Annotated in this window: 11 protein-coding genes; 7 read left to right on the forward strand and 4 right to left on the reverse strand. The window is 66.0% G+C overall.

What is annotated here, in order from left to right; all coding sequences use genetic code 11:
* Positions 1 to 7: 7 nt before the first annotated feature.
* Positions 8 to 1,906 (reverse strand): SurA N-terminal domain-containing protein, encoded by a 1,899-nt coding sequence (locus VGR99_RS05370; protein ID WP_326897271.1) that lies wholly within the window; start codon positions 1,904 to 1,906, stop codon positions 8 to 10.
* 276 nt (positions 1,907 to 2,182) lie between these two features.
* On the opposite strand from VGR99_RS05370, the gene tpiA reads away from it, so the two are divergent.
* The 3 genes from tpiA to VGR99_RS05385 all read left to right on the forward strand — a co-directional run bounded on the left by tpiA (position 2,183) and on the right by VGR99_RS05385 (position 5,262).
* Positions 2,183 to 2,938 (forward strand): triose-phosphate isomerase, encoded by a 756-nt coding sequence (gene tpiA / locus VGR99_RS05375; protein WP_326897272.1) that lies wholly within the window; start codon positions 2,183 to 2,185, stop codon positions 2,936 to 2,938.
* A gap of 139 nt (positions 2,939 to 3,077) precedes the next feature.
* Complete coding sequence (gene secG, locus VGR99_RS05380; protein WP_326897273.1) at positions 3,078 to 3,464, forward strand: preprotein translocase subunit SecG; 387 nt, start codon at positions 3,078 to 3,080, stop codon at positions 3,462 to 3,464.
* A gap of 166 nt (positions 3,465 to 3,630) precedes the next feature.
* Positions 3,631 to 5,262 carry a CTP synthase gene (locus tag VGR99_RS05385; RefSeq protein WP_326897274.1) on the forward strand — a complete coding sequence of 544 codons (1,632 nt, stop codon included), beginning with the start codon at positions 3,631 to 3,633 and terminating at the stop codon, positions 5,260 to 5,262.
* A gap of 4 nt (positions 5,263 to 5,266) precedes the next feature.
* Here the strand turns inward: VGR99_RS05385 and VGR99_RS05390 are convergent, their stop codons facing one another.
* The 3 genes from VGR99_RS05390 to VGR99_RS05400 form a co-directional block, all read right to left on the reverse strand.
* A complete protein-coding gene (locus tag VGR99_RS05390; protein ID WP_326897275.1) occupies positions 5,267 to 5,929 on the reverse strand; it encodes a class I SAM-dependent methyltransferase in 663 nt (220 codons plus the stop codon).
* A 111-nt stretch (positions 5,930 to 6,040) separates the two neighbouring features.
* Positions 6,041 to 7,417 carry a HAMP domain-containing sensor histidine kinase gene (locus tag VGR99_RS05395; RefSeq protein ID WP_326897276.1) on the reverse strand — a complete coding sequence of 459 codons (1,377 nt, stop codon included), beginning with the start codon at positions 7,415 to 7,417 and terminating at the stop codon, positions 6,041 to 6,043.
* Positions 7,414 to 8,088 (reverse strand): response regulator transcription factor, encoded by a 675-nt coding sequence (locus VGR99_RS05400; RefSeq protein WP_326897277.1) that lies wholly within the window; start codon positions 8,086 to 8,088, stop codon positions 7,414 to 7,416. The genes VGR99_RS05395 and VGR99_RS05400 overlap by 4 nt, the downstream gene beginning before the upstream one ends.
* 198 nt (positions 8,089 to 8,286) lie before the next feature.
* On the opposite strand from VGR99_RS05400, the gene VGR99_RS05405 reads away from it, so the two are divergent.
* From VGR99_RS05405 to VGR99_RS05420, 4 genes are all read left to right on the forward strand, one after another.
* Positions 8,287 to 8,613 (forward strand): NIPSNAP family protein, encoded by a 327-nt coding sequence (locus VGR99_RS05405; protein WP_326897278.1) that lies wholly within the window; start codon positions 8,287 to 8,289, stop codon positions 8,611 to 8,613.
* A 126-nt stretch (positions 8,614 to 8,739) separates the two neighbouring features.
* A complete protein-coding gene (gene kdsA / locus VGR99_RS05410) occupies positions 8,740 to 9,603 on the forward strand; it encodes a 3-deoxy-8-phosphooctulonate synthase (protein ID WP_326897279.1) in 864 nt (287 codons plus the stop codon).
* On the forward strand, positions 9,603 to 10,814 hold the full coding sequence (locus VGR99_RS05415) for an MFS transporter (RefSeq protein ID WP_326897280.1): 1,212 nt from the start codon (positions 9,603 to 9,605) through the stop codon (positions 10,812 to 10,814). Before kdsA ends, VGR99_RS05415 begins: the two co-directional genes overlap by 1 nt.
* A 144-nt stretch (positions 10,815 to 10,958) precedes the next feature.
* The gene (locus VGR99_RS05420; protein ID WP_326897281.1) at positions 10,959 to 13,052 is read left to right on the forward strand and encodes a methyl-accepting chemotaxis protein; all 2,094 of its coding nucleotides are present in this window, start codon (positions 10,959 to 10,961) and stop codon (positions 13,050 to 13,052) included.
* Positions 13,053 to 13,061 lie beyond the last annotated feature (9 nt).

The raw sequence follows: 13,061 nt of genomic DNA on the forward strand, positions 1-13,061 counted from the left end.
TTTCAACTCACTGGTTCGCGCCGGTCACTTGCGCGAAGGCGGCCTGATTAATGGTGGTCCCGATGTCGGTTTCAAGCTTGTTGACATAGGAGGCGACCTGCTCGTCGGTCTGCGCCCGGTCGAGGCCTTCCTTCAGCTTCTTGACCGCGTCGGAGGCGGCGTCGACCGGGGGATCGACGATATCGGTGACGCGAAAGACGATCACCTCGGTGCCACCGGTCACCGGCGTCTGTCCGACGCCGTCCTTGGCTGTGCGGAAGGTTGCCGCCACGACGGCGGCCGGCACGCTGGCCGGTGTATCGTCGCGCTTGAAGCTGGTCGCGCTCTCGAGCTTGGCACCGATCGCAGCGGCTTCATCGGCGAGCTTGCCGCCCGCTTCGAGCTTCTGCACGATTTCGGTCGCCTTGGCCTTCAGCTTGGTCGCGATCTGGTCCTGGCGCCAGCGCGCTTCGACCTGGTCGCGGACCTCGTCGAGATTGCGGTCGCGCGAGGGCGTGATCGCGAGCACGTCGTACCAGACATAGCCGCCCTTGAACGAGATCGCGTCGTTGTCGACGCCGACGTCGGTGTTGAACGCCTGCGAGACCACGTCGAGGCCCTGCGGGATGTTGGCGACCGGTTGGCCGTTCGGCGCGCGGCCGGAGCGGTCGACGGCATCGATGGTCACGGCGGTGAGGCCGAGCTTCTGCGCCGCGTCGATCACGCTGGAGCCGCCGCCGCGCTCGTCTTCCATCTTGTCGCGGAGATCGGCGACCTTGACGCGGGCGCGCTCGGTGGCGATCTCGCGCTTGATGTCGCTGGCAAGGCTGGCGTAGTTCGCCTCATTGCCCGGCTCGATCTTGTCGACCTTGACGATCGAGGTGCCAAGCGCACCCTGGATCGGCTGGCTGATTTCGCCTGCGGGCAGCGCGAAGGCGGCTGCCCCGACGGCGGCGTCGAGCGAGGATTTGGTCACGAGCCCAAGGTCGACGTCGGAGGCGCTGAGCCCGCGCTCCTTGCCGAGATCCTCGAATGACATCCCGCCGACGAGACGCTCGCGCGCGGCCTGCGCCTCTGTGGCGTTGGGGAACACGAGCTGCTGGATCTGGCGCTTCTCGGGCGTGCCGAGCCGGTCCTTGCGCTGCTCGAACAGTTTCTTGGCGTCCTCGTCCGAGACCTCGGTCCATTTGCCGATCTCTTCCGGCGAGATCACGACGAAGGAGATCTTGCGATATTCGGGCGCGCGGAACTGGACCTTGTGGTCCTCGAAATAGGCGGCGAGCGCCTCGGGCGAGGGCGCTTCGATGGTGCCTGCCTGGGCCGCGTCGAGCCTGACGAACTCGATGCTACGCTGTTCGTTCTGGAAGCGCGTCAGCACGTCGATCATCGTCTTCGGCGGCTCGAGGCCGGCGCCGATCGTGCCGGTGATCTGCCGGCGCAGCGACACCTTGCGCTGCTCGGACACGTAGCGCTGCTCGGTGTAGCCGAAATTGCGGATCACGGCCTGGAAGCGGTTCGGATCGAAGCTGCCGCTGACGCCCTTGAAGTTGGGGTCGTTCATGATGAACTGACGGATCTGCTCGTCGGACTGGCCGAGCCCAAGCCGGCGCGCCTCTTCATCGAGGGCGGCTTCCGCGATCGTCTGCTGGAGCACCTGACGGTCGATGCCGAAGGCGCGCGCCTGGTCCGGCGTCAGCGGACGGCCGAACTGGCGGCTGATCTGTTGCAGGCGGTCGGTGTAGATCTGCCGGAACTCGTTCAGCGAAATCTCGGTGCGGCCGACCTTGGCGACCGTGGACTGTCCAAAGCCGCGGAAGATGTCGGCGATGCCCCAAATGCCGAAGCTGATGATCAGCACGCCCATCACGATCGCCATGATGGTCTTGCCGACCCAGTTTGATGAGGCCTTGCGCATTCCTCGAAGCATTTGGTCCAACTTGTTTGGCAGGAGGGGAACGGGAGCGCGTCTTAATGCAGATTCCGCAGAAGCGCGTCACCAAATTGATATGCCATCATAAAGTGGCGACTTTCCCCCCGCAACCTCAGGTCAGGCGGCCGCCTCAGACTGCGGTTAAAAGCCCCAAAGCGTTTTCCGCCGAAGTGGACCCCGTTCGCGTCAGGAAAACGCGTCAAAACAAGAATCTGGAACTGCCGCGATAGCTCTGCTAGCGCATGCACAAACCTCATTTTGCTGGAAATTGACATGACCGACGCCATCCGACCGCTGATCGCCGGCAACTGGAAAATGAATGGCCTGAAGGCCCAGGCTGCCGAATTCGACGCCATGCTCAATGGCGCGGCAGATGTCGCCGCCAAGGCCGACCTGCTGGTCTGCCCGCCGGTCACCCTGGTCGCAGCCTTCGCCGACAAGGCGCGGGGCAAGAAGGTCGCGGTGGGGGCCCAGGATTGCCACCCCAAGGCGTCCGGCGCCCATACCGGCGATATCGCCGCCGAAATGCTGGCGGACGCGGGGGCGACCGCGATCATCGTCGGCCATTCCGAGCGCCGCGCCGACCACGGCGAGAGCGATGCCCTGGTCCGGCAGAAGGCCGAAGCCGCCTGGCGGGCCGGATTGGTCGCAATCGTCTGCATCGGCGAGACGCAAGGCCAGCGCGATGCCGGCCAAACCCTGGACATCCTGCGCGGCCAGCTCAACGGCTCGCTGCCCGATGGTTCCACCGCCGCCAATCTGATCGTCGCCTACGAGCCGGTCTGGGCGATCGGTACCGGGCTGACCCCCACGGCCCAGGATGTCGAGCAAATTCATGGGTTTATCCGGGAACTCCTGACCTCCCGGTTCAAGGCGGATGGCGCCAAGATGCGAATCCTCTACGGCGGCTCGGTGAAGCCCTCGAACGCGGCCGAGCTGATGGCGGTGAAGAACGTCAACGGCGCCCTGGTCGGCGGTGCCAGCCTGAAAGCGGCCGATTTCCTTGCGATCGCGAGGGGCTGCCCCTAGCTAAGCCAAAGCTTTGATCTTGCACTGATCGGGGGTGGCAATGCCCCCTCCGATCGTGTAACACCGCGCAACTTCAGGAAAACCCGCGAAGCGCGATCGGCCGCCGTCAGGCGCCGCCCGCTTGTGACGGAAGGATACTATGCAGACCGTTGTCATCGTCATCCACCTCATGATCGTCGCCGTCATGATCGGCGCCGTCCTGCTCCAGAAGTCGGAAGGCGGCGGCCTCGGCATGGGTGGCGGCGCGGGCTTCATGTCGAGCCGCGGCACGGCGAACCTCTTGACGCGAACCACCGCGATTTTGGCTGCGGGCTTCTTCCTCACCAGCATGTTCCTGTCCTGGCACGCCGGCTACAACCGTGCGCCGTCGTCGATCATCGGCACGCCGGCCTCGCAGGGCCAGCCGGCCGGCGGATCGCCGATCGCGCCCCCGACCTCGGGCGGCATTCTGGATTCGCTGAAAAAGGCGGACGAACAGCAGCAGGCGCCGGCTCCGACCGGTCCGCAGGTGCCTCGCTCGCAATAAAGCAGGGGGGCCATGCAGGGCGGCTTCTACCGTCCTGCATCAACAATCCCCATCAAGGCACTGTCACCACTCTTAGTTCTGGCTCACCCACAGGCCCGCAAAATCTTTGGGGCGGAATACGAATCGCTTTGGCGAATCGAATTCGAGGGATTAGAGGTTAAGTCCCATGGCGCGGTACATATTCATCACCGGCGGCGTGGTTTCTTCGCTCGGCAAGGGTCTGGCTTCAGCGGCACTGGGTGCCCTGTTGCAAGCCCGGGGCTACAAGGTCCGCCTCCGCAAGCTCGACCCCTATCTCAACCTCGATCCCGGAACGATGTCGCCGTATCAGCACGGCGAAGTGTTCGTGACCGATGACGGCGCGGAGACCGATCTCGATCTCGGTCACTACGAGCGCTTCACCGGGCGGCCTGCGACCAAGCAGGACAACATCACCACGGGACGCATCTACCAGGATATCATCTCCAAGGAGCGCCGCGGCGATTATCTCGGCGCGACCATCCAGGTGGTTCCGCACGTCACCAATGCGATCAAGGAATTCGTCCTCTCCGGCAACGACGACTACGACTTCGTGCTGGTCGAGATTGGCGGCACCGTCGGCGACATCGAGGGCCTGCCGTTCTTCGAGGCGATCCGTCAGCTCAAGAACGAGCTGCCGCGCGATCACGCCATTTACATTCACCTTACGCTGCTGCCGTACATCCCGAGCGCCGGCGAATTGAAGACGAAGCCGACGCAACACTCGGTGAAGGAGCTGCGTTCGATCGGCATCCAGCCAGACATTCTGCTCTGCCGCACCGATCGCGAGATTCCAAAGGAAGAGCGGCGCAAGCTCGGCCTGTTCTGTAACGTGCGCGAGAGCGCCGTGATCGAGGCGCGCGACGCCGACAGCATCTATGCCGTGCCCGAAGCCTATCACGCGGCAGGCCTCGACGACGAAGTGCTTGCCGCCTTCGGCATCGAATCGCGCATCCCGCCGGTGCTCAAGAGCTGGCACCAGATCAACGAACGCATCCGCAATCCCGAAGGCAATGTGACCATTGCCATCGTCGGCAAATATACCGGCATGAAGGATGCGTATAAGTCGCTGATCGAGGCGCTCTCGCATGGCGGCATCGCCAACAAGGTGAAGGTCAATCTCGACTGGATCGAAAGCGAGATCTTCGAGAAGGAAGATCCGGCGCCGTTCCTCGAGCACGTCAACGGAATCCTCGTGCCCGGCGGCTTCGGCCAGCGCGGCGCCGAGGGCAAGATCCGCGCGGCGCAGTTCGCGCGCGAGCGCGACGTGCCGTATTTCGGCATCTGCTTCGGCATGCAGATGGCGGTGATCGAGGCTGCGCGAAACCTCGTCGGCATCGAGGAGGCCAACTCCACCGAGTTCGGCCCGACCAAGGAGCCCCTGGTCGGCCTGATGACGGAATGGCTGCGCGGCAACGAGCTCGAGAAGCGCTCGCAGGCCGGCGATCTCGGCGGCACGATGCGGTTAGGGGCCTATCCTGCCGCGCTCAATCGCGGCAGCCGCGTTTCGCAGGTCTATGGCGGCGCGACCGAGATTTCCGAGCGCCACCGCCATCGCTACGAGGTCAACACGGCCTACAAGGATCGGTTGGAGCAGCACGGCCTGAAATTCTCCGGGCTCTCGCCCGACGGCGTGCTGCCTGAAATCGTCGAGTACGAGGATCACCCCTGGTTCATCGGCGTCCAGTTCCATCCCGAGCTGAAGTCGCGGCCGTTCGAACCGCATCCGCTGTTCGCCTCCTTCATCCAGGCGGCGATGGTGCAGAGCCGGCTGGTCTGATTCCCTAGGGCGTCACGGTGAAGTCGTGCTCGCGATGCATTGCGTCGCGAGCGATCGGCGCTGGAGCCCCAGGCGCCCGCGAGCCCGCGACAAGCGTCATCTGCGGCCGCCGGGTCAGCTTGTAGACGGCGGCGGGCGGAATGTTCAGCATCGCGCGATCGATCAGTGTTGCGCGCAGGCCGAGCCGGTCGAGCACCGGCCGCGGAATCGGGCAGCTCATCCCATAGGTGAACTGGTAGAACGCGCCGCCGGGGCGGACGTGGCTGAAGGCACCGCCGACAATCGAGATCACCTTGCGCGTCGACATGTTGAGCAGGGGCAGGCCGCTCACCACGGCGCCGACGGGCGCACCGTCATAGAGGCGCTCCGCCGCCAGCCGTGCCGCATCCATCCACAGCACGCGGGCGCCGGGGAAGCGCATCTGCAGCAGCTTCATGAAGTCCGAGCCGTACTCGATCAGCGTGAGGTCTTCCTGGCGCACGCCGCGCTTGAGCAGCTTGTAGGTGAACGCGCCGGTGCCGGGGCCGAGCTCGAGGATCGGGCCTGTCGATGCGCTGATCTCGCGCGTGATCAGATCGGCGAGCGCCGCGCCCGATGGCGCGATTGCGCCGACCCGCCGCGGGGCCGACATCCAGGACAGGAAGAACGAGAGAAAATCGTTGGGCATGTGCACTCCGGCATCGTGATTGCGCCTCGAAAGATCAGAGGCGAGACGGATGCAGTGTTGCGGAGGCGCATTGCGACAGCATTGCGCTATCAAAGGAGGATGCGGATTGAATCAACTCTGTCGCATCGGCGGCAGCGTTATCCTGAAGCAGGCGCCGCCATCCGGCCCGTCCGCGACCGAGACGTGGCCGCCATGCAGCAGCACGATCTCGCGCACCATGTTGAGGCCGAGGCCGGCGCCGCGATCGAGTGGCGACAGCCGATAGAACGGCTCGAAGATCTGTTCGCGTTGATCGGCCGGGATGCCGGCGCCTTCATCGGTGACCTCGATGCTGGCGGGTCTGCCGACGCGAATGCCGATCGTGCCGCGGCGGGGGCCGTGCTGGATCGCGTTCTGCACGAGATTGGTCAGGGCGCGCTCCAGCGCTGCCGCATCGCCGATCGTCTCGATCGGTGTCTCCGGCGCATCGAGCGCCAGCTCGTAGCCGGCGGCAATCGCCAGCGGCGCGAGGTCGGCGGCGACGCTCTGCGCAACTGCGACGAGATTGACGTTGGTGAAGGGGTGGCCGCAGCGGTCGAGCCGCTGGATGTCGAGCAATTGCTCGGCGAGCGTGGCAAGCCGCGCGGCATCTTCCAGCAGACGGGTCTTGTCCGGACCTGCGGCAAGCGATTCCAGTCGCGTGTTCAAGATCGCAATCGGCGTGCGCAGCTCGTGCGCGGCATCCGCGACGAAGCGCTTGTGGCGGGCATAGCCCTGATCGAGCCGCGCCAGCGCGTCGTTGACCGCGCTCACCAGCGGCACGACCTCCAGCGGAATCCGCTCCACCGAGAGCCGCGCGCCGCGCTGATGGATGTCGATGCGGCGCGCCTCGTCCGCCGTGGTGTCGAGCCCCCGGAAAGCGCGCTGCACGATCATCGGTGTCGCGATGAAGGTCGCCGTTCCCATCAAGAGCAGGCCGGGCAGGGCGATGCCGAGGAACGCGAGCGATGTCATGAACAGCGCCTTCGCGCCGGTGAGCCGTCCTTGCGTCGCCGTGATGATCTGGACATTGCCGGCTTCGGTGTCGACGCGCTTCAGCCGCGCGGCCGGCTTGCGCGGATCGTCCTCGAACATCTGCCAGCCGAGCCGCGCCTGGCTGATCTGGTCGAGACCGTTGCCGATCGCGGCGAATTCGGCCGGCACGGTGCCTTCGCTGAGCGAATGTCCCTGCTTGTCGCGGACCAGGAACCAGAGATCGGGCGTTTCGCCGCGCAACTGCTTCAGCTCGCTTGTCTGGCGCAGCGTCAGGCCGCCTTGCGCGTCGCGCGCGAGCGCGCGCTGCACGACGTCGATGACGCGATCCTCGTCGCGCTCGGCGAGCACGAAGCCGGACGCGCACAGTCCGGCCAGAACCACCGCAACCAGCGCGATCAGGATCGCGGCCTGGAGCGAGAGCAGGCGCCAGCTCAGGCGCGAGCGCAGGCAATAGGGATCGTCGTGCTTGCTCATGTCAGCTTCTTCAGGAGATAGCCGACGCCGCGAATGCCATGGATCTCGACGCCGGCATCGGCCTCGGCAAGCTTGCGGCGCAGCCGCGAGATATGGGTGTCCAGCGCATTCGACTGGATCTCGTCGTCGAAATTGTAGACCGCCTCTTCCAGCGCCGAGCGCAGCACGGTGCGGCCCATGCGGCGGAGCAGGGCTTCGAGCACCAGCAGCTCGCGGCGCGGCAGCTCGAACGGCTGGCCGTCGATGCTGGCCTCGCGGTGGCCGACGTCGAAGGCGAGGCGGCCGGCGCGGATGATTTCGGGGGAGATGCCGGCGGGCCGCCGCAGCACCGCACGCAGCCTTGCCAGCAACTCCTCGACCGCGAACGGCTTGGCCAGATAATCATCGGCGCCGCTGTCGAGCCCGGCGATGCGATCGGCGAGCTCGCCGCGCGCGGTCAGGACGATGATCGGCACGCCGTCGGCGCGCGCACGAAGCTTTGGGATCAAGGCGAGGCCGTCGCCGTCGGGAAGCTGCCGGTCGAGCAGCACGGCGGCATGGACGTCGGCGGAAATGGCCTCCTCCGCATCGGCAAGCGTGGGGGCGTGATCCACCACCATGTCGTAGCGCCTCAGCGCCGACGACAGCGCCGTGGCCATCTCCGCCTCATCCTCGACGAGCAAAATCCGCATGATCCCGATACCTGAACCGCAACTTGACCTTTCTAGCGGCCCGATCATTGCGGCAGCATTGCGGGAAATGGACGCGGCGTGTTGCCGGAGACCGTCGAGCCATGCGCGAAACGCCACAGGGGGCGGCCGGGCAAGGCTCAAGACAGCCTCATGGCCGATCGCTATAACCGCCGGACCTGTCCAGGGAGGAAAACAACCATGATCTACGAGATGCGCATCTATCGCTGCGTGCCCGGCCGCCTGCCGGCGCTGCTGAAGCGGTTCGAGACGGTGACGCTGAAGCTGTGGGAAAAGCACGGCATCAAGCAGGCCGGCTTCTTCACCACGCTGATCGGCGAATCCAACCAGGAGCTGACCTATTTCCTGGCCTGGGAGTCGCTTGCCGACCGCGAGGCGAAGTGGGGCAAGTTCATGACCGACCCGGACTGGATGAAAGCGCGCGCCGAGAGCGAAGCGGACGGTCAGATCGTCGGCAACATCGTCAGCCAGCTCCTGACGCCGACCGCCTTCTCGTCGGTCAAGTAAGGCACCGCCAGCGCAAGGGCCTCGCAGGGAACCCCGGTGCAACCCTGATATTCGGGGGGCCCGGGGCGAATGGGGTTGATCCGACCCTGATGGCGGCTATGGTCGCGGCGAAACGAGGGATTTGCCTTGAGCTCTTCGACATCAGCAGCGCCGGTCGTCACTGTCGGCACGGTCAAGTTCGGCAATGATCTGCCGATTGCGATCATTGCAGGACCCTGCCAGCTCGAAAGCCGCCAGCATGCGCTGGAGGTCGCTTCCGCGCTGAAGGAGATCGCCGCGCGGCTCAAGGTCGGCCTCGTCTACAAGACCTCGTTCGACAAGGCCAACCGCACCAGCGCCTCCGCGGCGCGTGGCCTTGGCCTCGCACAGTCGCTGCCGATCTTCGCCGAGATCCGGTCCTCGCTCGGCCTGCCGGTGCTGACCGACGTGCACGATGCCGCGCAATGCGCCGAGGTGGCGCAGGCGGTGGACGTGCTGCAGATCCCGGCCTTCCTGTGCCGCCAGACCGATCTGCTGCTGGCCGCCGCCGCAACCGGCAAGGTCGTCAACGTCAAGAAGGGGCAATTCCTCGCGCCCTGGGACATGACCAATGTCGTGACCAAGATCACCAGCGCGAGCAATCCCAACGTGCTCGTCACCGAGCGCGGCGCCTCCTTCGGCTACAACACGCTGGTCTCCGACATGCGGGCGCTGCCGATCATGGCGCGCACGACCGGTGCGCCTGTGATCTTCGATGCCACCCATTCGGTGCAGCAGCCGGGCGGGAAGGGCGCGTCCTCAGGCGGCGAGCGCGAATTCGTGCCGGTGCTGGCGCGCGCGGCCGTCGCGGTCGGCGTTGCCGGCGTCTTCATCGAGACCCATCCCGATCCGGATCGTGCACCATCCGACGGACCCAACATGGTGCCGCTGCGCGAGTTCGAAGGGCTGATCCGCACGCTGATGGCGTTCGACGCGGTGACCAAGACTACGTCGAAGAGTACAGCGCGCTGATGCACCAGCCTGTGACCAGGCCACCCCAAGACCAGAAGTTTCCGCCCGCGATCAACATCATCGCGCTTGCCGGTTTTTCGGCGGCCTTGTCGACGCGGGCGCTCGATCCCGTGCTGCCGCATGTCGCCGAGGATTTTTCGATCAGCATCACCGCGGCCGCCAGCATCGCGGCCGGCTTTGCCCTGATCTATGCGCTGGTGCAGCCGGCGATCGGCGCGGCCGCCGATCTGTTCGGCAAGGCGCGGTTGATGACGCTGTGCCTGGCGCTGCTTGGCGTCGCCTGCATTCTCGGTGCACTCGCGACCACGTTTTCAGGGTTGTTTGCGACCCGCATCCTGGCCGGCATCGCCTCCGGCGGCGTGTTCCCGGTGGCGCTCGGCCTGACGGCCGACCTCGTCGCGCCAGCGAAGCGGCAGATCGCGATCGGACGCACCATGGCGGGGTCGATGACCGGCAACCTGCTCGGCGCATCCGCCTCCGGCATCATCGGCGATTTCATCGGCTGGCGCGGCGTGCTCGTGATCCTCGGCGCGCTTGGCCTGATTGCCGCCGTCGCGGTCGCGGCAGGTTTTCGCGGGGCCGCGCTGACGCCGCCGCCGAAGACCGATTTGAAGACCCTGCGGCAGGGCTATCGCACCATCTTCGCCAATCCCAATACGCGCTATTGCTACTCGGCGGTCTTCGTCGAGGGCTGCTGCGTGTTCGGCCTGTTTCCTTTCATCGCGGCGTTCCTGTTCGATCTCGGCGAGAAATCATTGTCGATCGCGGGCATCGTGATCGCGGGGTTTGCGGTCGGCGGCTTGCTCTACACCTTCACGGTCTCGCGCATGCTGCCGCGGCTCGGCGTCAAGGGCATGATGATCGCCGGCGGCTGCCTCGTGGCGCTGCAGCTCGGTGCGCTCGCGTCCGGTCCGGGCTGGAAGCTGCAATTCGCCAGCATGCTGGCGATGGGCTGGGGCTTCTACATGATCCATGGCTGCCTGCAGGTGTTCGCCAGCGAGCTGTCGGTCGGGGCGAGGGCAACCGCGATGTCGCTGCATTCGTTTTTCTTCTTCATGGGTCAGACGGTCGGCCCGATCGCCTATGGCCTTGGCATCCAGCACGGCGGCAAGGTGCCGACCTTGCTCGCGAGCGCGGCGATCATGATGACGCTGGGCCTCGTCTGCGCGCGCTGGCTCAGGTCGCGGGCACCGGCGGACGCACGGGCCTGACGGAAGTATCGCGTTACCGGGCTTCCGTAATTCTCCGGGATAAAATGGTAGCCATCTCCCTTCAATCTTAAATCAAATCTCACCGTTCGCTCCGTAGATTGTCCGCAAACCGCCGAGGGGGCGGCAACATCTGTGGATCAGTCGATGCAAAAGCAGCGTTCGGTCGCCCGCATCCTCGGTGCGGTGGTTGGGTCTCTCGGTCTCGTCCTCGTCGTCATCTCGGCCTATGCGCTGAAGCTCGCGGTGACCCGCTACTCGGACAGCAACCGCATCGTCTCGCTGGCCATCGCCAGCCGCGACCTGACCAACACGCTGGTGATCTTCCGCCTCGAGCGCGGTGACACGCTGAGCTATCTGGCGTCGGCTGCGCCTGCGCCCGACAGCGTCATGAAGAGCCTGGCCGAGCAGCGCACCACCGTGCAGAAGAACTACGCGCAGGCCCTGCAGAGCCTCGCCGCCGCCGAGGCCCCCGGTCTTGCCGAAAAGCTCGACAAGCTCCGTGGCATCTGGGCGCAACTCGAAGAGCTGCGGCCGCGTTCGGTCACGGCCCTGAAGCAGGAGAAGGCGGCGCGTGAAGCCAGCCTGACGCCGAGCTGGGCCAAGGTCAGCGACGCCTATATGGACGCGATCGGCGAGGTCACCGCCCATGTCGACAGCGCGATGACGCTGATCGACCCCGTGGTCGATCGACTCCTGATTACCAAGCAGGCCTCCTGGCAGGCCCGCGCCAATGCCGGCCAGACCATCCTCGTCCAGTTCTCCTCGATCCTCGCCAACAAGACCTGGACCGCCGCCGACGGCGTCACCTTCGCCGATCTGCGCGGCCGCATCCAGCAGTCCTGGCTGGTGGTGCGCGACCTCAGCCCGAACGTGGCCTCGCCCGAATTGCTGCAGGCGATCCGCAACGCCGAGCCGGAAATCTCCGGCACGCTCAGCGACGAGCGCAATGCGATCGCGACCAAGCTGCTGGCCGGTGAGCCCGCCGGCGTTCCCGGTCTCGAGTACCGCGATCGCCAGCTCGTCGGCGCCAACAACGTCGTCATCGTCACGCAGACCGCGCTCGCCAACATGATCTCGCGGGCCGAGGACGGCGCCTCGCGTGCCCGTGTCAGCCTGATCCTGTTCGGCCTGCTCGTGCCGGCCTCGCTCGCCTTGACGGTGGGCGGCCTGTTCCTGATGCGCAACCGCGTCACCCGGCCGCTCACCGCGATTACCGGCGTCATGACCCGCTTTGCCGCGCATGATTTCGCCGGCGAGGTCCCGGGCCTCGACCGCAACGACGAGATCGGCCGCATGGCCTCAGCTCTGCAGGTGTTCAAGGACGCCATGATCAATGCCGAGCGCCTGTCGGGCGACCAGGCCGCCGAGCGTGCCGCGAAGGAGCAGCGCGCATCCGAAATGTCCGGTCTGGTGCGGCAGTTCGAAAGCCGGATCGGCCAGATGGTGCAGACGCTGTCGAGCGCCTCGGGCGAGCTGGAGACGACGGCGCGCTCGATGTCGGGCACGGCAGCCGAAGCCCAGACCCAGGCCGGCTCGGCCTCGACCCTTGCCGACCAGGTCGGCAGCGGCGTGCAGACCGTGGCGGCCGCAGCCGAGGAGCTCAACGCCTCGATCCGCGAGATCAACCGCCAGGTCGAGCAGGCGAGCCGTGCCACCGAGCATGCGGTCGTCACCGTCAAGGAGACCGACGGCACCATGCGTGCGCTCGCCGACGGCGCCGACCGCATCGGCGAGGTCATCGGCCTCATCACGTCGATCGCCGGCCAGACCAACCTCTTGGCCTTGAACGCGACCATCGAAGCGGCGCGCGCCGGCGAATCCGGCAGGGGTTTTGCGGTCGTGGCGAGCGAGGTCAAGAACCTGGCCTCGCAGACTGCGAAGGCCACCGAAGAGATCAGCGCCCAGATCACCGAGATCCAGGGTGCGACGCAGAAGGCGGTCTCGGCCATCGACGGCATCGTCAAGACCATCGAGGAAGTCTCGAGCATCAACCGCGTCATCGCCGCCGCGATCGAGGAGCAGAACAAGGCGACCGCCGAGATCGCCAGCACCGTGCAGCACACCGCCGAGGCCACCTCGACCGTGACGCGCAACATCGCAACCGTGTCGTCGGCGGCGAATGAGACCGGCCGCGCAGCGTCCGGCGTGCTGAAGGCGGCGGCCAATCTGTCGAGCCAGTCGACGTCGCTGACCTCAGAGGTGGACGGCTTCATCAGCAAGGTGCGCGCGGTGGCGTGACGCCAAACG

This window comes from Bradyrhizobium sp. (genome assembly GCF_035935975.1).
In the GTDB taxonomy this organism is placed as follows: domain Bacteria; phylum Pseudomonadota; class Alphaproteobacteria; order Rhizobiales; family Xanthobacteraceae; genus Bradyrhizobium.